Origin of the sequence: Isoptericola sp. NPDC019482 (genome assembly GCF_040632295.1) — a bacterium.
GTDB lineage: Bacteria > Actinomycetota > Actinomycetes > Actinomycetales > Cellulomonadaceae > Isoptericola.
Genome location: NZ_JBEYBQ010000031.1, coordinates 1 through 20,297 on the forward strand (window position 1 = coordinate 1; position 20,297 = coordinate 20,297).

General features: G+C 74.2%; 20 protein-coding genes and 1 riboswitch. Of the genes, 11 read left to right on the top strand and 9 right to left on the bottom strand.

What is annotated here, in order from left to right; genetic code table 11:
- Positions 1–111: 111 nt before the first annotated feature.
- Positions 112–2,211 (bottom strand): acyl-CoA dehydrogenase, encoded by a 2,100-nt coding sequence (locus ABZ493_RS17005; RefSeq protein ID WP_430583333.1) that lies wholly within the window; start codon positions 2,209–2,211, stop codon positions 112–114.
- On the bottom strand, positions 2,208–2,966 hold the full coding sequence (locus tag ABZ493_RS17010) for a TetR/AcrR family transcriptional regulator (RefSeq protein WP_430583334.1): 759 nt from the start codon (positions 2,964–2,966) through the stop codon (positions 2,208–2,210). Before ABZ493_RS17010 ends, ABZ493_RS17005 begins: the two co-directional genes overlap by 4 nt.
- A 157-nt stretch (positions 2,967–3,123) precedes the next feature.
- Here ABZ493_RS17010 and ABZ493_RS17015 point away from each other — a divergent pair, with 157 nt between their 5' ends.
- From ABZ493_RS17015 to ABZ493_RS17030, 4 genes are all read left to right on the top strand, one after another.
- Complete coding sequence (locus ABZ493_RS17015; RefSeq protein WP_430583385.1) at positions 3,124–4,422, top strand: acetyl-CoA C-acetyltransferase; 1,299 nt, start codon at positions 3,124–3,126, stop codon at positions 4,420–4,422.
- Between the two features lie 16 nt (positions 4,423–4,438).
- Positions 4,439–5,794 carry a 3-oxoacyl-ACP reductase gene (locus ABZ493_RS17020; RefSeq protein WP_430583335.1) on the top strand — a complete coding sequence of 452 codons (1,356 nt, stop codon included), beginning with the start codon at positions 4,439–4,441 and terminating at the stop codon, positions 5,792–5,794.
- Positions 5,791–6,819, top strand: a complete 1,029-nt coding sequence (locus ABZ493_RS17025; protein WP_430583336.1) for a MaoC/PaaZ C-terminal domain-containing protein — start codon at positions 5,791–5,793, stop codon at positions 6,817–6,819. The genes ABZ493_RS17020 and ABZ493_RS17025 overlap by 4 nt, the downstream gene beginning before the upstream one ends.
- Positions 6,820–7,189: 370 nt before the next feature.
- Entirely contained in the window at positions 7,190–8,110 is a 921-nt protein-coding gene (locus tag ABZ493_RS17030; protein ID WP_430583337.1) for an LLM class flavin-dependent oxidoreductase, read from the top strand.
- A 30-nt stretch (positions 8,111–8,140) separates the two neighbouring features.
- Here ABZ493_RS17030 and ABZ493_RS17035 read toward each other — a convergent pair whose 3' ends face one another.
- The gene (locus ABZ493_RS17035; RefSeq protein WP_430583338.1) at positions 8,141–8,707 is read right to left on the bottom strand and encodes a GNAT family protein; all 567 of its coding nucleotides are present in this window, start codon (positions 8,705–8,707) and stop codon (positions 8,141–8,143) included.
- A gap of 116 nt (positions 8,708–8,823) precedes the next feature.
- On the opposite strand from ABZ493_RS17035, the gene ABZ493_RS17040 reads away from it, so the two are divergent.
- Positions 8,824–10,302 carry an amidase gene (locus ABZ493_RS17040; protein WP_430583339.1) on the top strand — a complete coding sequence of 493 codons (1,479 nt, stop codon included), beginning with the start codon at positions 8,824–8,826 and terminating at the stop codon, positions 10,300–10,302.
- A gap of 112 nt (positions 10,303–10,414) precedes the next feature.
- On the top strand, positions 10,415–10,588 hold the full coding sequence (locus ABZ493_RS17045; RefSeq protein ID WP_430583340.1) for a CsbD family protein: 174 nt from the start codon (positions 10,415–10,417) through the stop codon (positions 10,586–10,588).
- A 95-nt stretch (positions 10,589–10,683) separates the two neighbouring features.
- Here ABZ493_RS17045 and ABZ493_RS17050 read toward each other — a convergent pair whose 3' ends face one another.
- Together ABZ493_RS17050 and ABZ493_RS17055 are read right to left on the bottom strand one after the other, a co-directional pair.
- Entirely contained in the window at positions 10,684–12,135 is a 1,452-nt protein-coding gene (locus tag ABZ493_RS17050; RefSeq protein ID WP_430583341.1) for an aminotransferase class V-fold PLP-dependent enzyme, read from the bottom strand.
- Positions 12,136–12,169: 34 nt separating this feature from the next.
- Positions 12,170–12,286, bottom strand: a riboswitch (SAM riboswitch).
- A 177-nt stretch (positions 12,287–12,463) separates the two neighbouring features.
- Positions 12,464–12,634, bottom strand: a complete 171-nt coding sequence (locus ABZ493_RS17055; RefSeq protein WP_430583342.1) for a hypothetical protein — start codon at positions 12,632–12,634, stop codon at positions 12,464–12,466.
- 268 nt (positions 12,635–12,902) lie between these two features.
- On the opposite strand from ABZ493_RS17055, the gene ABZ493_RS17060 reads away from it, so the two are divergent.
- The 4 genes from ABZ493_RS17060 to ABZ493_RS17075 are packed head-to-tail and all read left to right on the top strand — an operon-like array spanning position 12,903 to position 15,366.
- Positions 12,903–13,388 (top strand): rhodanese-like domain-containing protein, encoded by a 486-nt coding sequence (locus ABZ493_RS17060; RefSeq protein WP_430583343.1) that lies wholly within the window; start codon positions 12,903–12,905, stop codon positions 13,386–13,388.
- Complete coding sequence (locus ABZ493_RS17065; RefSeq protein ID WP_430583344.1) at positions 13,385–14,650, top strand: O-succinylhomoserine sulfhydrylase; 1,266 nt, start codon at positions 13,385–13,387, stop codon at positions 14,648–14,650. Before ABZ493_RS17060 ends, ABZ493_RS17065 begins: the two co-directional genes overlap by 4 nt.
- A 54-nt stretch (positions 14,651–14,704) precedes the next feature.
- Complete coding sequence (locus tag ABZ493_RS17070) at positions 14,705–14,977, top strand: hypothetical protein (RefSeq protein WP_430583345.1); 273 nt, start codon at positions 14,705–14,707, stop codon at positions 14,975–14,977.
- Positions 14,974–15,366, top strand: a complete 393-nt coding sequence (locus ABZ493_RS17075) for a PIN domain-containing protein (RefSeq protein ID WP_430583346.1) — start codon at positions 14,974–14,976, stop codon at positions 15,364–15,366. The genes ABZ493_RS17070 and ABZ493_RS17075 overlap by 4 nt, the downstream gene beginning before the upstream one ends.
- Before the next feature lie 12 nt (positions 15,367–15,378).
- Here ABZ493_RS17075 and ABZ493_RS17080 read toward each other — a convergent pair whose 3' ends face one another.
- Positions 15,379–16,395 carry an NADP-dependent oxidoreductase gene (locus tag ABZ493_RS17080; protein ID WP_430583347.1) on the bottom strand — a complete coding sequence of 339 codons (1,017 nt, stop codon included), beginning with the start codon at positions 16,393–16,395 and terminating at the stop codon, positions 15,379–15,381.
- Between the two features lie 40 nt (positions 16,396–16,435).
- Positions 16,436–16,834 (bottom strand): DUF1304 domain-containing protein, encoded by a 399-nt coding sequence (locus ABZ493_RS17085; protein ID WP_430583348.1) that lies wholly within the window; start codon positions 16,832–16,834, stop codon positions 16,436–16,438.
- Between the two features lie 101 nt (positions 16,835–16,935).
- On the opposite strand from ABZ493_RS17085, the gene ABZ493_RS17090 reads away from it, so the two are divergent.
- Complete coding sequence (locus ABZ493_RS17090) at positions 16,936–17,514, top strand: TetR/AcrR family transcriptional regulator (protein WP_430583349.1); 579 nt, start codon at positions 16,936–16,938, stop codon at positions 17,512–17,514.
- Between the two features lie 33 nt (positions 17,515–17,547).
- Here the strand turns inward: ABZ493_RS17090 and ABZ493_RS17095 are convergent, their stop codons facing one another.
- Together ABZ493_RS17095 and ABZ493_RS17100 are read right to left on the bottom strand one after the other, a co-directional pair.
- On the bottom strand, positions 17,548–18,849 hold the full coding sequence (locus ABZ493_RS17095) for a D-arabinono-1,4-lactone oxidase (RefSeq protein ID WP_430583350.1): 1,302 nt from the start codon (positions 18,847–18,849) through the stop codon (positions 17,548–17,550).
- Complete coding sequence (locus tag ABZ493_RS17100; RefSeq protein WP_430583351.1) at positions 18,846–20,213, bottom strand: MFS transporter; 1,368 nt, start codon at positions 20,211–20,213, stop codon at positions 18,846–18,848. Before ABZ493_RS17100 ends, ABZ493_RS17095 begins: the two co-directional genes overlap by 4 nt.
- Positions 20,214–20,297: the final 84 nt, after the last annotated feature.

The window sequence follows — 20,297 nt, forward strand, 5'->3', positions numbered from 1 at the left end:
GGGGCGCCCCCCCCCCCCCCGCCCCGTCCACCCGCACCCCCCCGCGGTTTTTTCTCGTCCCGGCGCGGGCCGGCGGGGGCGGCGCCCCGTCCGGGCTTCTCTATCTCGGCGTCAGGAGCGCTTCTGCTTCTTCAGCGCCTTCTCGCTGACCGGCGCGGTGCCGTCGGCCCGCTGCTGCGCGTAGTACGCGCGCGCCTCGTCCTGCCGCTCCGCCTCGATGCCGGACGCGATGACGGCCCGGAGGTGGTCCTGGCCGTAGCCCCACGCGTCGACCAGGTCGACGGCGTGCGGGCGCAGGCGGTCGAGCAGCCGGTTCACGTACGACGTCACGGTGCGCGCGCGCTGCACCGACAGGCGGCCGTTGACGAGGTACCAGGCGAGGTTGCGCTCGATGAGCGTGAGCCCGAAGACGTCGCGCACCCAGGTCATGACGCGGCGCGTCCCCGGATCCTCGATCTGCTCGAGCGCGTCGGTGAACGCCGACCAGCGCAGCAGGTCCGCGTGCGCCTTGGCCGCCTCGACGAGCTGCACCTGGTTCTCGTCGAAGATCCGCGCGGCCGTCGCGGGGTCGGCCTTCTGCGCGGGGCGCAGGGCCATGGCGACCTCCTCGACCATGGTCGCGACGCGGTCGGCGAGCAGCTCGCGCTGCGTCTCGGAGTCGCGCAGGTGCCCGGCGGCGCGGCGCGGGTCGCCGGCGTCAGCGAGCGCCTGGCCTGCGCGACGCAGGCCGGTGCGGTGCAGCGCGGCGTCCGCGGCGCGGTCGACGACGAACCGGGCGATGCCGGCCGGCGTCGACGTGGCCCCCTTGAGCGCCTTGGCGTAGTCGCCCACGAGGCGCTTCGCGACGAGCTGCAGCAGCACCGTGTTGTCGCCCTCGAACGTGGCGTACACGTCCATGTCGTGGTGCAGGCTCGTGATGCGGTTCTCGGTGATGAAGCCGGCGCCGCCGCAGGCCACGCGGGCCTCCTGCAGCGTCTCCAGCACGAACGTCGTCGACGTCGCCTTGAGCGCCGCCGCCATCGTCTCGAGGTCCTCGCGGTTCTCGGGGGTGTCCTTCTCGCCGGAGAAGACGTCGTCGAACAGGTCGAGCAGGCGGTCGTGCGCGAAGTGCGTCGCGTACGTCTCGGCGATGCGCGGGAACAGGCGGCGGCGGTGCGTCGCGTAGTCCAGCAGCACCGTCTCCTCGATCGGCGACGACGAGGTGAACTGGCGACGCTCGGCGCCGTACTTCACGGCGATGGCCAGGCCCAGCTTGGACGCCGTCGACGCGGCACCGTCCAGCGACACCCGGCCCTGCACCAGCGAGCCGAGCATGGTGAAGAAGCGGCGGCCGGGGCTGTCGATCGACGACGAGTACGTGCCGTCGGCGGCGACCGCCCCGTAGCGGGCCAGGAGGTCGGCGCGCGGGATGCGCACGTGGTCGAACGCGAGGCGCCCGTTGTCGACGCCGCGCAGGCCGCCCTTGAGCCCGTCGTCGTGCCCGCTGATCCCGGGCAGGAACGCCCCAGCCCGGCCGTCGGGCCCCGTCTCGCGCACCGGCACGTAGAAGCAGTGCACGCCGTGGTTGACGCCGTTCGTGATGAGCTGCGCGAAGACGGTAGCCGCCGTGGCGTGCACCGCCGCGTTGCCGAGGAACTCCTTCCACGCCGCGCGGAACGGCGTGTGGATCTCGAACTCCTCCGTCTCCGGGTCGTAGGTGGCCGTGGTGGCCACCGACGCGACGTCCGAGCCGTGCCCGATCTCCGTCATCGCGAACGCGCCCGGCACGGACAGGTCCATGGCGCCCGGCAGCAGGCGGTCCTGCTGCTCCGGGGTGCCCAGGTGCAGGATCGCCGAGCCGAAGAGGCCCCACTGGACGCCCGCCTTGATCTGCAGCGACGGGTCGGCGACGGCGAGCTCCTCGAAGCCCGCCAGGTTCGCGCCCGGGGAGTCGGCGCCGCCGAGGCGCGTCGGGTACCCGAGCCACACCTGGTGCTTCGGGTCGGTCGCGAGCAGCTTCATCTGCTCGAGCACGCGCTCGCGGTGCTCCGCCATCGAGAGCGACTCGTCCTTCCAGAAGGTCGGGTCGGTCGAGCGGGCGCGGGCGTGGCGGCGCCACTCCGGCCACCGGCCGAGCAGCTGCTCGGACAGGCCGGCGACGTCGACGCGCGGGGTCGCCTTGGGGGCGGGCGCGGCCTGCGTCGTCGCGGGGCGGTCGGACGTCGTGGTCATCGGTTCTCCTGCGGTTGTGCGGGGTGGGAGGTCGAAGGGACGGGAGGCGTCACGCCCTCGTGGTGGAGGACGCCGACGGGGCCGGTCCACAGCCAGAGCGTCACCTGCTCGGTGAGCTCCTCCCGGGTGAGCCGGTCGGCCCCGGCAGGTCCCGAGCCGTGGCCGAGCCACCACTCGCCGGCGCCGCGCACGAATCCGACGGCCCCGGCGGCCCACGCCGCCGCGAGCGCCGGCGGCACCTGCACGGCCTTGGCGAAGGGCTCGGCCACCAGCTCGATGACGGAGTCGAGGTACGCGCCGAGCGCCTCGACCTGGCCCGTCCCGGCGGCGCCGGGCGCGGGCTCGTTGCCGCCGATGGCGGTCCGGGTGACGAACCAGTAGACGTTGGGCGAGTGCTCGATCATCTCGAGGTACACCCGCACCATCGCGCGCAGCGCGGCGTGCGGGGTGGGTGCGGCCTCGGCGGCCTCGCGCAGGGCGTCGTGCATCGTCGCGACGACGTTCGCGGCCACGGCGAGGCGCAGTCCCGCCTTGTCCTCGAAGTACCGGTAGACGATCGACTTGGACGTGCCCGCCTCGCCGGCGATCTCGTCCATGGAGACCCCGGGGCCCTCGCGGTGCACCGCCTTGCGCGCGGCGTTGACGAGCTGCGCCCGCCGCGCGGCACGATGGTCGTCCCAACGGGTCGAACGACCGTCGAGGGCCGACCGCGCGTCCGGGGTCGAACGGGCGTCGAGCTGTTCCGCGGCCCTCATCGGCCGCACCTTGTGACTCGTCTCACGAGACTGAGAGTATCAGGTACTGTGAGTCCTACCTGACCGACGGAGTGAAGGATCTACCCCTGTGGCTACACGCAAGCCGTCCGGCACCTCCCGGAACACCCGCGAAGCGAACCCGTCCGCCCCCGCCGGCGTGCGCGACGCCGTGATCGTGGGCGGCAACCGCATCCCGTTCTCGCGCGCCGGCAAGAAGTACGCCGACGCCTCCAACCAGGAGATGTTCACCGCGGCCCTCGAGGGCCTCGTGGCCCGCTTCGGCCTGCAGGGCGAGCGCATCGGTGAGGTCGTGGGCGGCGCGGTCCTGAAGCACTCGCGCGACTTCAACCTGGTCCGCGAGTCCGTGCTCGGGTCGTCGCTGTCGCCCCAGACCCCCGCGTTCGACCTGCAGCAGGCGTGCGCGACCGGCCTCGAGGCCGCGATCACCGTCGCGAACAAGATCCGCCTCGGCCAGATCGAGTCGGGTATCGCCGGCGGCACGGACACCGTCTCCGACGCCCCCGTCGCCGTGAGCGAGGGCCTGCGCCGCGCGCTGCTCGACGCGTCGCACGCCAAGACCCTCCAGGCCCGGCTCAAGGCCTTCGCCAAGATCCGGCCCTCCGACCTCAAGCCGCTCACCCCGGCCACCGACGAGCCGCGCACCGGCCTGTCGATGGGCGAGCACCAGGCGATCACCACCGCCCGCTGGGGCATCTCCCGCGCCGCGCAGGACGAGGTCGCGCTCGCCAGCCACCAGCACCTCGCCGCAGCGTGGGACGCCGGGTTCTTCGACGACCTGGTCACGCCGTTCCGCGGCCTGACCCGCGACGACAACCTGCGCGCGGACAGCTCGCTGGAGAAGCTCGCGAAGCTCAAGCCCGTGTTCGGCCGCGGCCTGGCCGAGCCCGCCGAGCCGACCATGACGGCCGGCAACTCCACCCCGCTGACCGACGGCGCCTCCACGGTGCTGCTGTCGTCGGCCGAGTGGGCCGCCGAGCGCGACCTGCCGGTGCTCGCGCGCCTGGTGGACGCCGAGACCGCCGCCGTCGACTTCGTGCACGGCCACGACGGCCTGCTCATGGCGCCCGTGCACGCCGTGCCGCGCCTGCTGGCCCGCAACGGCCTGACCCTCGACGACTTCGACTTCTTCGAGATCCACGAGGCCTTCGCGTCGACCGTCCTCACGACGCTCGCCGCCTGGGAGGATGCCGACTACTGCAAGACGGAGCTCGGCCTCGAGGCGCCGCTCGGCAGCATCGACCGGGAGAAGCTCAACGTCAACGGCTCCTCGCTCGCCGCCGGCCACCCGTTCGCCGCCACCGGCGGGCGCATCCTCGCCACGGCCGCCAAGCTCGTCGCCGCGAAGGCGGCCGAGACCGGCCGGCCGGCCCGTGCCCTGATCTCCATCTGCGCCGCGGGCGGCCTCGGTGCCACCGCCGTCGTCGAGTCCGTCTGATCGGGAGAGGAACGAGATGACCGACTCCTACACCAAGGCCGTCAACTCCGGCTTCACCAAGACGCTCGCGAAGAAGCTGGGCCTGCCCCGGCCCGCGATCCTGCGGCGCTTCCGCGCGGGCGACCCGCTCACCGTCGGGCCGGTGCTCGTCGTCTCCGACGATGCCTCGACCACCGACGCGGACGCGCTCGCGAAGGAGCTGCTCGGCTGGGGCCTCGACGTGCGCCGCCAGCCCACCGACGACGCCCGCTGGGGCGCCGTCCTGCTGGTGCTCACCGAGACTCAGCGCCCCACCGACGTCTCCGCGGCGGTGCTGGCCACGGGCTCGGTCCTGCGTCGGCTCGCCACCAACGGGCGCGTCGTCACCGTCTCGCGCGCGGCCGCCGACGGCGACGCCCCGGCCCTGGCCGCGGCGCGCAACGGCGTCGACGGCTTCCTGCGCTCGCTCGCGAAGGAGCTGCGCGCCGGCGCCACCGGCAACGGGATCGTGCTCACCGACGGCGCCGCCGTCGACGACACCTCCGCCCTCGCGACGCTGCGGTTCTTCTTGTCCGCCCGGTCGGCGTACGTGGACGGCCAGCTGCTGCCGGTCGGGCCGGCGGACGCCGAGACTCCCGCCGACTGGGACCGACCGCTGGCGGGGAAGGTCGCCGTCGTCACCGGGGCCGCGCGGGGCATCGGCGCCGCGATCGCGAAGACCCTCGCCCGCGACGGCGCCACCGTCGTGTGCGTGGACGTGCCCGCGGCCGGCGAGGGCCTGGCCCGCACCGCCAACGCGGTGGGCGGCACGGCCCTGCAGCTCGACGTGACCGCGGACGACGCCGGGCGCCGGATCCTCGAGCACGCGCGCACCCGTCACGGCGGCCTCGACGTCGTGGTGCACAACGCCGGGATCCTGCGCGACAAGCTGCTGGCCAACATGAAGCCGGCCCAGTGGGACGCCGTCATCGCGGTCAACCTCGAGGCCCAGCTGCGGATCAACGAGCAGCTGCTCGGGCTCGACGGCGGGGACCGCGTCGAGGGGCTGCGCATCGTGTCGCTCGCGTCGACGTCCGGCATCGCCGGCAACAAGGGCCAGACGAACTACGGCTACTCCAAGGCGGGCGTCATCGGGCACACCCGCGCCACGGCGCCGCTGGCCGCGGCCCACGGCGGTACCGCGAACGCCGTCGCGCCCGGCTTCATCGAGACCGAGATGACGGCGTCGATCCCCTTCGCGACCCGCGAGGTGGCCCGGCGGCTCAACTCGCTGCAGCAGGGCGGACAGCCGGTCGACGTCGCCGAGGCGATCGTCTTCCTCGCGTCGCCGGCGTCCGCCGGCGTCAACGGCCAGGTGCTGCGCGTCTGCGGCCAGAACCTGGTGGGGCGGTGACGGCGAGCAGGCCGGCGCAAGGGCCGGCCACCAGCGCCGGCGAGCCGCTGCGCGTCGAGACCCTGCCCACCCTGCCGGGCCTCGGCAGCCTCTACGCGCGCGGCGCCGCCGCTTCGGGCCGCATCGCCGCGGGGCGCGCGATGCCGGGCCTGCCCGTCATCGGCCAGGGCCGGTCGGAGGTCGAGGGCGAGGCCGCACCGCTGACCCTGCCCGACGTCGCGTACCGCGTCACCGGCGTCCCGACGGCGGACCTCGCCCATCACCTGCACGACTACCAGCGGCTGCTGCACGAGCCGGTCACCGACGTGCTGCCCGCGGGCTACCTGCACGTGCTCGCCTTCCCGCTGGCGACCGCGGTCATGGTGCGCGGCGACTTCCCGCTGCCGCTGCTGGGGATGGTGCACCTGGCGAATGCCGTCGAGCTGCGCGGGCCCGTCGTCGCGGGCGACCTGCTCGAGGTGCGCGCGTGGGCCGAGCACCTGCGCCCGCACAAGCGGGGCGTGCAGGTGGACCTCGTCGCCGAGGTGCGGCGCCAGGCCGACCCCGGCGCCGGGCCGGTGTGGCGGGGCGTGTCGACCTACCTCGCCAAGGGCTTCCACCTGCCCTGGTCCGACGAGGCGGAAGCCCCGCGGGACGAGGCGGCGGACGCCGAGGACCGCGCGCCCGCGGGCACGTGGACGCCGCCGCTGCCGACCGGTCGGTGGGCGCTCGGGCCGGGCACCGGCCGCGCGTACGGCGCCGTCTCGGGCGACCGGAACCCCATCCACCTGTCGGCGCTGTCCGCGAAGGCGTTCGGCTTCCCGCGCGCCATCGCCCACGGCATGTACACGGCGGCGCGCGCCCTGGCCGACGTCGGGCACGCGCGCGGCGACGCCTACCGCTGGACGGTCGAGTTCGCCTCCCCCGTGCTGCTCCCCGGCACCGTGGACGTGGCCGTGACGCCCGACGACGACGGCTTCGCGTACGTCGGATGGAACGGCGGCCGGCGCCGCCAGCACTTCCGGGGCACGGTCACCCCGCTCTGACCGGGCTCCGCCCGACGCCGAACAGGCGGTTGACACCGTTATCGTGCTCCCCCAGGCCCGATAACGGTGTCCCCCGCCTGTTCGGCATCCCGGTGCGAAAAGTCCGTGCGGGCAGGCGCACGCGTGCTGGCGGTCGAGCTGCACCCCGGCCGCGCTGCTGCCCTGTGCCGCCGGGCGCGCGCCACGCGCGCCGGTTCGTGCTCGACGTCGGCGCGCCCGTGCCGCGGCGCGCGTTCCGGCCCCTGCCGCGCGTGGACTCCGCCGTCCTGCGCGTCCGCCGTCGCTGATCGGGGACTACCTCGGCAGCATCTGTACTACCTCGTGGGATCCGGTACTACCTCGACGGACGGGACTGGGGCAGGATCGGCCCATGGTGACCCTCGGCTGCATCCTCGCGCCCTACGGCAACCCGCCCTCGCGGTTCGTCCCGTTCGCCCGCACCGCCGAGGCCGCCGGCCTCGACGAGGTGTGGCTGTGGGAGGACTGCTTCCTCGAGTCCGGCCCGTCCGCCGCGGCGGCGATGCTGGCCGCGACGGAGCGCCTGCGCGTCGGGATCGGCGTCATGCCGCTGCCGCTGCGCAACGTGGCCCTCACCGCGATGGAGACGGCAACGCTCGACGGCATGTTCCCCGGCCGCTTCGTCCCCGGCGTCGGGCACGGCGTGCAGAGCTGGATGGGCCAGGTCGGCGCCCGGGTGGCGTCGCCGCTGACGCTCATGCGCGAGCAGGTCGGCGCCCTGCGCGCGCTGCTCGCCGGGGAGCACGTCACGACGTCCGGGCGCTACGTGACGCTCGACGACGTCGCGCTCGACTGGGCGCCCGCCGTCGCGCCCCTCGTCGTCGCCGCGGCGAAGGGGCCCAAGTCGCTGCGGCTGGTGGGCGAGATCGCCCAGGGAGTGGTCATCGACGGCGACACGGGCGTCTCCGGGGCCCGTCAGGCGGTCGCGCTCGTGGACGAGGGACGCGCTGCCGCCGGCCTGCCGCCCGTCGCCGAGTCCGCGCCCGAGGGCGAGCACCCGTTCCGGACGGTCGCGTTCGCCCAGGTCGCCACCGGCGACGGCGCGGCCGACCGGCTGCGCCGGTCCCTCGCGCGGTGGGACGTCGACGCCACGTCCGACGACGTGCTCGCCGACCACGCGAGCTGGGGGACCGCGGAGGAGGTCGCCGACGGGCTGCGCCGCTACGTCGACCTGGGCGTCTCGACGGTCGTCGCGCAGCCGACCCTGGACGAGCCGGACCTCGACGCCTTCGCGGCCTTCCTCGGGCAGGAGGTCGCGCCCCTGCTGCGCTGACCCGCGCCGAACAGGCGTCGAGGTCGGGGGTCAGGCGAGTCGTGCCTCGAGGCCCGCGCGGACGTCGGGCCACTCGTCGTCGACGATCGAGAAGTACGCGGTGTCCCCCACCGTGCCGTCGGCGGCGACGCGGTGCTTGCGCAGCACGCCCTCGGGCTTCGCGCCGAGCCGCTGGATGGCCCCGCACGATCGTGTGTTGCGCGAGTCGGCGCGCAGCGCGACCCGGCGCATCCCCCACTCCTCGAACGCGTGCCGCAGCAGCAGGAGCTTGCACGCGGGGTTGGTCGTGCCGCCCCACCAGTCGCGCCCGTAGAACGTGGTGCCGATCTCCACGCGGCGCGGCCCGGGGGCCAGCTCGTAGAAGCGGGTGGACCCGCGGACCGCGCCGTCGTCGCCCACGACGGCGAACGCCATCGTGCCCGGCGTCGCGACGCCGGCGGCGATCCACGCCTCGAGGTCCTCGACCGTCGTCGGTACGGGCGAGGTCATGCCGAACCAGAGGTCGGCGTCGACGAGGGGCAGCAGCGCGGCGGCGTGCTGCGGGCCGAGCGGCTCCAGCCGCACGCCGTGGCCGGCGAGGACGAGGTCGTGGGTCACGCGCCCCATCCTCGCCGAACAGGAGGTTGATGCCGGAATCCGTCCAAGATCGTCGCGATCACGGTGTCAACCGCCTGTTCGGCGCCCGGAGGGGCTGGATAGGTAGCGTGCGGAGCATGGACGACGCCCTGCACGAGATGACGGCCGCCCGGCTGCGTGACCTGCTGCGCGCGGGAGAGCTCACGCCGACCGAGGTGGCCGACCACTTCCTGGCCCGGATCGAGCGCGCCAACCCCGCGCTGGGGGCCTTCGTCAGCGTCACCCCCGCGGCGGCGCGCGAGCGGGCGGCCCGCCTCGAGCGGGACGGCGCGGAGACCCGGGGCGTGCTGTGGGGGCTGCCCGGCGGGGACAAGGACCTGTGGCTGCGGGCCGGCGTGCCTGCCGGGTTCGGCTCCCGCGCCTTCGCGGGCGACGACGCCGTGGTGGCGCCGGTGAGCGACGAGATCGTCGACGTCCTCGACGCCGCCGGCATGGTGAGCCTCGGCCGCACGACGGCGCCCGAGCTCGGCTTCCCCGCGTACACGGAGCCGCTGGCCGGGCCGGTGGCGCGCAACCCGTGGGACCCGTCGCTCGGGGCGGGCGGGTCGAGCGGGGGCGCCGCCGTCGCCGTCGCGGCAGGCCTGCTGCCGTGCGCGCCCGGGTCCGACGGCGGCGGGTCGGTGCGCATCCCCGCCGCGGCGTGCGGCGTCGTCGGGCTCAAGCCGAGCCGCGGACTCGTGCCCGCCGGGTCGGGGCAGGAGTCGCTCGGCGGTCTGGTCGTGGACGGGCCCCTCGCCCGCACCACGGAGGACACCGCGCTGCTGCTCGAGGGGATGCTCACCCGGACGCCCGACGGACGGGTGGCCCACCCGCTGACGCTGCGCGCGCCGTCGGCCCGCGCCGGGGAGTACCTGGCCGCGGCACGGCGAGGCGAGGTGGCGGGCAGCGGCGGCGAGGACGTGCAGGGCAGGTTCCGGGTGGCCGTCACGACCGACTCCGCCTGGGACGACTTCTACGCGATCACGACGTCGGACGAGGCACGCGACGCCCTCGACACCGGCGTGGCGACGCTCACCGGGCTCGGGCACGAGGTGGACGGCCTGTCCCTCGAGCCCGAGCCGACGTACGGCCCCGCGTTCCGCACCCTGTGGATGGCGGGCGCGTCCGCGGTGCCGATCGACGACCCCGCACGCCTCGACCGCCTCGAGCCGCTCACCCGGTGGCTCATCGGCCGCGGCCGCCAGGTGCCCGCCCGCGAGCTCACCGAGGCGCTGCGCGCCCTCACCGCCTTCGAGCGCCGGTTGGTCGCGCAGGTGTCGCGGTTCGACGCCGTCGTCACCCCCGCGCTCGCGATGACGCCGCGCCCGCTCGGCTGGTTCGACCCCGAGGACCCGGAGCGCAACTTCGAGCAGCAGTGCCAGTACACGCCGTGGACGTCGATGCTCAACGTGGCCGGCCTGCCCGCGATCACCGTGCCCACGCGGTGGACCGACGACGGGCTGCCGATGGGCGTGCAGCTGATCGGGCGGCCCGGCGGGGAGACGACGCTCCTCGCCCTCGCCGCCCAGCTCGAGGACCGGCTGCGCTGGGCGGACCGGCACCCGGCGGCCTGGTGACGGCGGACGCTGACCAGGGCACGGACCACGACCTGAGACGTCGGCGTGCGAGGCGGCGGACAGGCGTTTACCGTCGATTCCCGAGGTCGTTCGTACGACGGAAGGAGCCCCGATGGGACTGGGAGACAAGGCCAAGCACCTGGCGGAAGAGGCCGAAGGCAAGGCCAAGGAAGCCACGGGCAAGCTCACCGACGACGAGAGCAAAGAGGCCGAGGGCAAGGCCCAGCAGGCCAGCGCGAACCTCAAGCAGGCGGGCGACGACGTCAAGGACGCGTTCAACCGGTGACCCGCTGACACGACGGGGCGCCACCGCAAGGTGGCGCCCCGTCGTCATGTCCCGGCCCGTCGCGTCCTGTCGCGGGCGGGCGGGACGGCGGCGGCTCAGACGTCGTCAGGCAGGCAGCCGAACGCCTCGTCGGCGCCCAGCGCGGCGGTGGCGAGCAGCCCCTCCAGGCCGGAGCCCTCGGGCACGGGGCGCGGGTCGTCGACGACGACCCACAGGCCGTCCACGACGTCGTACTGCGCCTGCGGGCCCTCGGTGACGAGCGAACGGACGGCGGCGACGAGCCGCTCGACCTCCTCGCCCGCGGTGCCGAGCCCCACCGACGCGCGCACGGCGCCGGCGTCGAACCCGAGGCGACCGAGCAGCGGGTGGGCGCAGAACCGGCCGTCGCGCACGCCGATGCCGTGCTCCGCGGACAGGTACGCGGCGACGAGGCCCGGGTCGTAGCCGGTGACGGTGAACGTCACCACGCCCACCGGGTCGACGGCGTCGTCCCACACGTGCACGACCTCGACGCGGTCGATCTCGCCGAGCCCGTCCACGAGCCGGCGCCGCAGCGCGTCCTCGTGCTCGGACGCGGCCCACGGGTCGAGGGCGGCGAGCTCGTCGCACGCGGCCGCGAGCGCCACCGCGCCCACGACGTTGGGCGACCCGGCCTCGTGCCGGGCGGGGCCCTCGTGCCAGTCGGTCGTCGTGGTGCGCACGCGCCGCACGGCGCCGCCGCCGGCCAGGTACGGGGTGCCGGCGTCGAGCCAGTCGCGCCGGCCGACCAGGACCCCCGCCCCGAAGGGCGCGTACGTCTTGTGGCCCGAGAAGGCGACGTAGTCGACGCCCGTGGCCGCGAGCGAGAAGCGGCGGTGCGGCACCAGCTGGGCGCCGTCGAGCACGACGCGCGCGCCCGCGCCGTGGGCGGCGGCGACGACGTCGGCCACGGGCAGCGCCTCGCCCGTGACGTTGGAGGCGCCGGTGAGCGCGAGCAAGGCGTAGGGCCGGCCCGCGGCCGCGGCGGAGCTCAGCTCCTCCTCGAGCTCCGCGAGGGTGGCGGACACCGACGGCCCGCCCGTGACGACGGTCGCATCGGTGACGCGCTGCCAGGGCAGCAGGTTGGCGTGGTGCTCGATGTCGAGCACGAGGACGCGGCCCGGCTCGCCGGTGGCCGGGTCGGCGGGCACGCAGCCCGCGAGCAGGTTGAGCGAGTCCGTGGTGTTGCGGGTGACGATCGTGAGGTCGTCCTCGCGGGCGCCGACGAACGCGCCGATCGTGCGGCGCGCCGTCTCGTACAGGGCGGTCGAGACCTGGGACAGGTAGCCGGCGCCGCGGTGCACGCTGGCGTACAGCGGCAGCACGCGCGCGACCCGGTCGGCCACGGCCTGCAGGGCGGGCGCCGACGCCGCGACGTCGAGGTTGGCGTACGGCACCTGGCGGCCGTCGACGAGCGGCACGAGCGTGTCGCCGCCGACGACGGGCAGCACGGGGGCGACGTCGTGCACGGCGGCGGCGCGCACCACAGGCACAGTGGGCACCGCAGGCGCAGTGGTGAGCGTGGTCATGCGTGGTCCTCCTCGGTCGTGCCGGGGAGGTGGCTCCCCGCGCTTGCCCGCACGCCGGACGGCGTGGGGCCAGGTCGTCACCCGGGGCACCCCGCCGCGAGAGGAGGGTTGCCGGCCAGCGAGCCGGGGCTTCGCGCTGGCGCTCTTGACCTGCCGCCCATGGTGCGTGCGCAGCACCACACGGTCAAGCGGAGACCTGGCCCTTCTCACGATGCGGGCGCGTGAGACACCGGACCCGTGCCCCGCGCACCGTCCTGGCCTCCGGCGCGCGCCCGCAGGCCCACGTCGGCGAAGACGACCGACCGACCCGTCGAGGGCGGACCGTGGGTCAGATGCCGGGGCCGCTGCGCCAGCCGAGCACGTTGTCCGCGCCCTGGGGGTACGGCGCCTCGTGGGGGCGCCCACCCTCGGGGCCCGGCGGAGGCAGGTCGCGCGGGCGCTCGAGCGGCTCCTCCCGCTCGCGCCGGAACCAGCCCTTGATCGTGCTGAGGATCGACATGGCCCCACCTCGCGTTCGACGTGATCTTGCCCGGAATCTGACCGCAACTTTACCGGCCGGGGGCGTCCGGGCGCATAGAGGTCCGGCGCCGCTCGGGTCGCGAGACGGGGTGACCAGCACGCGGACGGCTGTCGTACGATCGCCGTGACCATCCCGAGCGGCCGAGTGACGTGGCACGTCGACGCCGCAGCAACCCGCGGGCCGGGCGCCGTCGACGGCGTCCGGGACGGACGAGGGTGCTACCGCCACGACCGATGGGAGGACTGCGATGAGCACCCAGATCGATCCCCGCCCCGCCGAGGGCTACGCCGGCGACCTCACCCCGCAGCAGGCGTGGGACCTGCTCGCCGGCGACCCCGACGCCGTCCTCGTGGACGTGCGCACCGAGGGCGAGTGGCGCGCGATCGGCGTGCCGGACACCGCGACCGCCGGTAAGAAGCCCCTCTTCGTCGAGTGGGTGCAGGCGGGCGGGCGCCCGAACGCCGGCTTCCTCGCCGAGCTCGCCGCCGCGGGGCTGACCGCGGACCGGCCGATCGTCTTCCTGTGCCGCTCCGGCCAGCGCTCGATCGGTGCGGCGCGCCTCGCGACGTCGTCCGGCCTGGGGCCGGCGTACAACGTGCTCGAGGGCTTCGAGGGCGGCCCCGGCTTCGACGGCGTGCGCGACCGCGAGGGCTGGAAGGTGCGCGGCCTGCCCTGGGGCACGTACGACGCCGCGACGCGGACGACCCCGCAGCAGCCGGAGCAGGCCCGATGAGCGACACGCAGGTCCCGACCGGCCCCGGCGCCGACCCGACGACCTTCGGTGGCTCGCGCCCGCTGCCCGCCACGGTCCGCCCCGCGACCCTCGCCGTGCGCGGCGGGCACCGTCGCTCGGACTTCCAGGAGATGTCCGAGGGCCTGTTCCTCACCCAGGGGTACACGTACGGCTCGGCGGCGGACGCCGAGGCGGCGTTCGCCGGCGAGCGGTCCCAGTTCCTGTACTCGAGGTACGGCAACCCGACGGTGCACACGTTCGAGGAGCGGCTGCGCCTCATCGAGGGCGCCGAGGCCTGCTACGCCACGGCGTCGGGCATGTCGGCGGTCTTCAACGCCCTCGCCGCGCTGGTCTCCAGCGGTTCGCGCATCGTGTCGGCACGAGCCCTGTTCGGGTCCACCAACGTCATCTACGACGAGATCCTCGCCAAGTGGGGCGTGCGCGTCGACCTGGTCGACGGGCACGTGATCTCGCAGTGGGAGGAGGCCCTGGCCACGCCGGCCGACGTCGTGTTCTTCGAGTCGCCGTCCAACCCCATGCAGGACCTCGTGGACGTGCGGCGGGTGGCGGAGCTCGCGCACGCCGCCGGCGCCGTCGTCGTGGTGGACAACGTGTTCGCGACGCCGGTGCTGCAGAAGCCGCTCGAGCTCGGCGCCGACGTCGTCGTGTACTCGGCCACCAAGCACATCGACGGGCAGGGGCGCGTGCTCGGCGGCGCGATCCTCGGCTCGGAGGAGTTCCTCTCCGGGCCGGTGCAGACGTTCGTGCGCAACACGGGCCCGTCGCTGAGCCCGTTCAACGCGTGGGTGCTGCTCAAGGGCCTCGAGACGCTCGACGTGCGCGTGCGCGCCCAGAACGCGGCGGCGCTGGAGGTCGCGACCGCCCTCGAGGCGCTCGACGGCGTGACCGGGGTGCGCTACCCGTTCCTGCCCTCGCACCCGCAGCACGAGCTGGCGAAGTCCCAGCAGTCCGGCGGCGGCACGGTCGTGACGTTCGACCTCGCGGTGCCCGAGGGCACCGAGCCGGCGGAGGCGAAGAAGCGCACGTTCGCGTTCCTCGACGCCCTGCAGGTCGTCGACATCTCCAACAACCTCGGCGACGCGAAGTCGATCATCACGCACCCCGCCACGACGACGCACCGCAAGCTCGGCCCCGAGGGCCGCGCCAAGGTGGGCATCGCCGAGACCACCGTGCGCCTGTCGATCGGCCTCGAGGACCCGCGGGACCTCGTCGAGGACGTGGAGCAGGCTCTGCGCGCCTGACACCTGCCAGACCTGGTGCAGACGCGCGTCTACACCAGGTCTAGCCTGGGGTACGTGAAGACCGTCGGCACCCGCGACCTCAAGCAGAACCCTGCCGCCGCGATCCAACGCGTCCTGGAGTCCGGCGAGGCCCTGGAGATCACTGCCTACGGCAAGGCGACCGGCGTCGTCCTCGCTCCGGAGAGCACCGCCCCTGCCCGGTGGGTCTCCGGGACCGTCCTGGCGGACCTGACCCCGATCGCCCCGGCAGAGGCCGAACGGTGGCACGCGGACACCGCGCGCGACCTCGACGACGACGTCAGCGACCCCTGGGCCGGCCGTCGATGATCCTGCTCGACACGAACGTGCTCATCGACCTGGAGCACTACCGCTTCGACCCCGACGATGCCTACGGAGCGAGCATCCTCTCGCGCGCCGAGCTCGAGTTCGGCGTCGAGGCCGCGCCGTCCCGGGAGTCGATGGCGGTCCGCGCCCGCCGGCTGGCTGAGCTCGACGACCGGTTCCGGTGGATCGAGTTCGACCTCGCGTGCACCCGCTCGTACGGGATCATCGCCGCCGGAGCCCGGGCGACCGGGGCGCGCGTCCGCAGCAAGGACGCGCTCATCGTCGCGCAGGCCCACCGCCACGGCGCGGCCGTGATGACCGCGAACCTGGACGACCTCGCCCCGTTCGACCACCTCGTGCGCGTCCTGGCCCCGACACCGCGAGACGCCTGAGCCGGCCCTCCGTCAGCGTGCGGTGCGGACGACCATCTTCCCGGTGTTGGCGCCGGCCATCATGTCGAGGAACGCCTGCGGGGCGTTCTCGATGCCGTCGACGACGGTCTCGTCGTAGGCGATCTTCCCGTCGGCGAACCAGCCGGTCATGAGCTCGCGGAACTCGGCGCCGTGCTGGAGGTAGCCACCCAGCGTGAAGCCCTTGAGCATCAGGCCCCGGGTGATGAGGTTGGCCATGTTGTCCGGGCCGGGCAGGCGGTCGATGGCGTTGTAGCCGGCGATGGCCCCGCACAGTGCGACCCGGCCGCCGTCGTTCATCACGTCGAGCGCCGCGGTGAGATGGTCGCCGCCGACGTTGTCGAAGAAGACGTCGACGCCGCCCGGCACCAGCGCGGGGAGCTGCTCGCGCACCGGCGCGTCCTTGTAGTTCAGGGCGGCGTCGTAGCCGTACTTCGAGGTGAGGAGCTCGACCTTCTCGGCCGACCCGGCCGACCCGACCACCCGCTCCGCGCCGAGCCGGCGCGCGATCTGGCCGGCCGCGGTGCCGACGGCGCCCGCGGCGCCCGAGACGAACACCGTGTCGCCGGCCTGCATACCGGCGATCGCCGTGAGGCCCACGTAGGCCGTGAGGCCCGTCATGCCGAGGATGCCGAGGTGCAGCGACAGCGGCACGCCCGGGAGCTCCGGCACGACGCGGAAGCCGCGCGCGTCCTCCTGCGCGACGTCGCGCCAGCCGTGCTGGTGCAGCACCACCGCGCCCACCGGGACGTCGTCGGACGCCGACTCGAGGACACGCCCGATCGCGCCGCCCGTCATGGTCTCCCCCAGCGCGAAGGGCGGGGTGTAGCTCTTCACGTCGTTCATGCGCCCGCGCATGTACGGGTCGACGGAGACGAACTCGTTGGCCACGCGGACCTGGCCCGGCTCGAGGTCGCCGTACGTGACCTGAACGGTGCGGAAGTCGTCCAGGCCGGGCCACCCGGTGGGGCGGGCGGCGAGCTGGACCTGGGTGCTGACGATCGAGGACATGCGGTGGAGCCTTCTTCCGGAGTGCGGGGACGGTGTCGCGTCAGAGCGCGAGTCCGACGACGAGCGAGATGACGGCGAGCAGCGGCAGGGCGCCCTGCGTGACGGCGGCGCGGCGCTTGTCGGGGGACGACAGGAACAGCACGAGGGCAGCGGCGAGCATGCTGCCGGTGCCGGCCAGCGCGAGGGCCGCGCCGGCGCCTGTGGTCCCGGCTGTGCTTCCGATCGCGACGAGCGCGATGCCGACCGCGGTCATGACGGCGAGGAACAGGTTGTAGAAGCCCTGGTTGAAGGCCAGCTCGCGCGTGGCGGCGGCCTCCTCCTCGGTCGTGCCGAACGTGGCCCGCGCCCGGGGCGTGGTCCACGCGACGGACTCGAGCCAGAAGATGTAGACGTGCAGCGCGGCGGCGGCTCCCGCCAGGATCAGTCCTGTGGCGACCATCGGATCCCCTGCCTCGCCCGGGCGCACCGGCCCCGTCGATTCTGAAACGTACGGTTCACAATCTAGAGTTGAACCGACCGTTCCACAAACCGGGAGGCACGATGGGCAGGGCGCAGGGGTTCGAGACCAGGAACGCGGTCCGCGCCGCCCGCGAGGTGTTCTGGCGGGACGGCTACGCCGAGGCGTCCGTCCCCGCGCTCGAGCGCGCCACGGGTCTGAACCGGTCGAGCATCTACCACGCCTTCGGGTCCAAGCGCGGGCTCTTCGACGCCGCCGTGCAGAGCTACCTCGACGAGGTCGTGCGGCCGCGCCTGCGCCCGCTCGTGGCCGACGAGGTCGCCCCCGATGCGCTCGTGGGCTACCTCACCGGGCTGCGCGCGGCGCTGGCCCGCGCGGACGAGGTCCAGGGCACCTCGGGCTGCCTGCTCGTGAACACGTCAGGCTCCCCCATCGCGGCCGACGACACCGTGCGCCGCACCGTCGCCGACTACCGCGCCGAGCTGCGCGCCGCCCTCCGGCGCGGGGTGGTCGCGATGCGGCCGGACGACACGGATGCCGACGCCGACCGGCTCGCCGACGTCTGCACCGCCCTCGTCATCAGCGCGTTCACCCTCGTGCGCGTGGACCCGCCGAGCGCGCTGCACTGCCTGGACACCGCCGTCGACGTGGTCGAGCACTGACGCCGCCGGCCGTGCCCACCACCGGCACGTCCCTCAGCCCAGGGGAAGGCCGAGCACACGACGCAGGTAGTCGTTGCGGAACCGGTGCTCAGGGTCGGCCGCCTCGGCCAGAGCGCGAAACTCCTCCAGACGCGGGTACGACGGCGCCACCTCTGCGGCGCCCAATGTGAACCACTTGCCCCAGTGGGGTCGCGGCTCGAACGGGGCGAGCGCCCTCTCGACGACGGGGAGCACCTCCAGCACCTCCCCGGGCGCATTGCGCCACGTCAGATGGATCCCGAGCGCATCGCGGCCGCCCGTGGGGCTCAGCCAGAGATCGTCGGCGGCCACCGAGCGGAGCTCCGAGACGAGCACGAGGTGAGCGAACCGGTCGGCGACCTCCCGCAGGGCCCGCAACGCGTCGGCGGCGCACAGGCGGTCGACGAAGTACTCCGTCTGGATCTCGTCGCCACGGCTCGGGCTGGCGTCCGGGCGAAAGTGCGGGAGCCGCTGCCACCATGGACCCGGGACGCCCCCTTGCACGGTCTGGTTGGGTTTCTGCCCCTCGGCGAGCTCGCCCTCCTCGGCGCGGGCCCACCTGGCGCCGAGCCGGCCGGGGTCCAGGCCTGGGTCCCACGCGTCGGTCCGCGACTTGAGCCAGACCTTCCCGGCCACGTCGGGGTCGCCCCAGCGCGGCATGACCGACACGCTGAACGCGGCGCCCATGACCTCGTCGAGCCGGTCGAGCAGGACCGACCAGGGCAGGTCGAACCAGACGTCCTGACGGACGTCGAACGTCGGCACCAGGTCGAGAGTGACCGCGGTGACGACGCCGAGAGCACCCAGCGCGAGCACCCGGCCGCCGAAGTCCGCCTGGTCCTCACGCGTCCACCGCCGCAGCTCGCCGTCGGCGGTCACCACCTCCACTGCCGAGACAGCGCTCGAGAGGTTGCGGTTCCCGTCTCCTGAGCCGTGCGTGCCCGTCGCGCACGCCCCGGCCACGGAGATGTGCGGCAGGGAGCCCATGTTGTGCAGCGCCCATCGAGACTCCCCCAGACCGGCCGCAACCTGGCCGTACGTGCTGCCCGCCGAGACGGTCACCGTCGCGGCGTCGTCGTCCAGCTCGAACCGGGCCGGCAGCCCCTGCACGCTGACGAGCGCCCCGGTGGTGTCGGCGACGTCGTTTAAGGAGTGCCGGGACCCGAGCGCCCGGACCTTGCCGGCCGTCCCGACGCCGTCCTGCAGCTCCTCGACCGTGCGCGGCGCCCACACCCCGCGGGCCGCGAACCGATGGCACCCGGACCATGTCGCGCCCGAGGTGGCGAGGTCGCTGAGCGCGCCGGGCCTCGCGGTCATGCGGACACCGCCCGGCCGGTGCTCGCGGGGCGGGCGTCCGGCACAGCGTCCCCGCCCACGTCGGCCAGGTCGGTGCGGAACGTCTCGCCCGCTCGCCAGATGCACAGGGCGCTGATCACGCAGGCGAGGATCAGGTAGCCGCCGGCGGGCCACCACGAACCGGCCGCGGCCGTGAGCGCCACCGCGATCGCCGGGGTCGGCCCGCCCCCGATCAAGGCCGAGCCCTGGTACACGACACCCAGGCCGGTGTAGCGCACGCGCGTGCCGAAGAGCTCCGCGAACAGCGCGCTCTGGATGCTGAACATCAGACCGGTGCCGACGGCGTGCACGACGACGATGATCGCCCAGGTCGCGAAGGTGTTCCCGGTCTCGATGATCGGGAAGTAGAGGAGGCCGCCGCCCACGGCGCAGATCGCGACGCCGGTGAGGTACACGGGACGGCGTCCGACCCGGTCAGAGATCCGGCCCGCCAGAGGCAGGACGCCGAGTTGGACGGCTGACGAGATCACGAAGCCGGTGAGGATGACGTCGCTGCTCATCCCGAGGTACGTCGTGACCCACGAGACCGCGAACACGTTGATCACGTTGAACGTGACGGCGTCGGCCATCCGGGCCCCGATGCCGAGGAGAACAGCCTTGGGCTGCTCGCGCAGCAGGGCCAGGAACGGGGACTTCCGCTCGGCCTGGGCGTCCGCGCGGAAGGCGGTCGTCTCGGGCAGGTTCTTCCGGATGTAGAACCCCAGGGCCAGGAAGGGGCCACTCAGCAGGAACGGGATCCGCCACCCCCAGCTGAGAAGCTGATCCTCCGGCAGCTGCTCCACGAGCGCGAAGATCCCCGTGGAGGCGAGCAGCGCCGCCGGGGTGCCGAGCTGGTGGAAGCTGCCGGCGAGGCCCCGCTTGCCCTGCGGCGCGTTCTCCAGCGCGAGGAGCGACCCGCCGCCGTACTCCCCACCGATGCCGACGCCCTGCACGAGCCGCAACAGGACGAGCAGGACCGCGCCCAGAGAGCCGGCGACGGCATAGCTGGGCAGCAGGCCCATGAGGAACGTGCCACCCCCGATGAGGAACACCGTGACCAGCAGCACCGGCTTGCGCCCCACCTTGTCCCCGAAGTGCCCGAAGAGGATCGCGCCCAGGGGTCGGGTGAGGAACGCGACCGCGAAGGTCCCGAAGGACTGCAGCAGCGCGACCGTGGGCGACGCCTCGGGGAAGAAGATGCGGGGGAAGACCAGTGCCGCGGCGGTCCCGAAGATCCAGAAGTCGTACCACTCCAGGAACGCCCCGCTGAACGCGGCGACGGTGGCGCGGCGGGACGTGACGGGAGCCGGCTGCTCCGTCTCTGGGCGGGGGCGTGAAGACGTCATCGTCGACCTTCCTTCGAAATCGGGCGCCGCGGTGGGCACCGCCGACGTGGTCCGCCGACGGATACCGCCGGCGCGATCTCCAGG

Bases quoted from the DNA above. Each gene is read 5' to 3' on its own strand.
- ABZ493_RS17005 (WP_430583333.1), bottom strand. From the start codon at position 2,211: ATGACCACGACGTCCGACCGCCCCGCGACGACGCAGGCCGCGCCCGCC.
- ABZ493_RS17010 (WP_430583334.1), bottom strand. From the start codon at position 2,966: ATGAGGGCCGCGGAACAGCTCGACGCCCGTTCGACCCCGGACGCGCGG.
- ABZ493_RS17020 (WP_430583335.1), top strand. From the start codon at position 4,439: ATGACCGACTCCTACACCAAGGCCGTCAACTCCGGCTTCACCAAGACG.
- ABZ493_RS17030 (WP_430583337.1), top strand. From the start codon at position 7,190: ATGGTGACCCTCGGCTGCATCCTCGCGCCCTACGGCAACCCGCCCTCG.
- ABZ493_RS17040 (WP_430583339.1), top strand. From the start codon at position 8,824: ATGGACGACGCCCTGCACGAGATGACGGCCGCCCGGCTGCGTGACCTG.
- ABZ493_RS17045 (WP_430583340.1), top strand. From the start codon at position 10,415: ATGGGACTGGGAGACAAGGCCAAGCACCTGGCGGAAGAGGCCGAAGGC.
- ABZ493_RS17050 (WP_430583341.1), bottom strand. From the start codon at position 12,135: ATGACCACGCTCACCACTGCGCCTGCGGTGCCCACTGTGCCTGTGGTG.
- ABZ493_RS17055 (WP_430583342.1), bottom strand. From the start codon at position 12,634: ATGTCGATCCTCAGCACGATCAAGGGCTGGTTCCGGCGCGAGCGGGAG.
- ABZ493_RS17060 (WP_430583343.1), top strand. From the start codon at position 12,903: ATGAGCACCCAGATCGATCCCCGCCCCGCCGAGGGCTACGCCGGCGAC.
- ABZ493_RS17065 (WP_430583344.1), top strand. From the start codon at position 13,385: ATGAGCGACACGCAGGTCCCGACCGGCCCCGGCGCCGACCCGACGACC.
- ABZ493_RS17075 (WP_430583346.1), top strand. From the start codon at position 14,974: ATGATCCTGCTCGACACGAACGTGCTCATCGACCTGGAGCACTACCGC.
- ABZ493_RS17080 (WP_430583347.1), bottom strand. From the start codon at position 16,395: ATGTCCTCGATCGTCAGCACCCAGGTCCAGCTCGCCGCCCGCCCCACC.
- ABZ493_RS17085 (WP_430583348.1), bottom strand. From the start codon at position 16,834: ATGGTCGCCACAGGACTGATCCTGGCGGGAGCCGCCGCCGCGCTGCAC.
- ABZ493_RS17090 (WP_430583349.1), top strand. From the start codon at position 16,936: ATGGGCAGGGCGCAGGGGTTCGAGACCAGGAACGCGGTCCGCGCCGCC.
- ABZ493_RS17095 (WP_430583350.1), bottom strand. From the start codon at position 18,849: ATGACCGCGAGGCCCGGCGCGCTCAGCGACCTCGCCACCTCGGGCGCG.
- ABZ493_RS17100 (WP_430583351.1), bottom strand. From the start codon at position 20,213: ATGACGTCTTCACGCCCCCGCCCAGAGACGGAGCAGCCGGCTCCCGTC.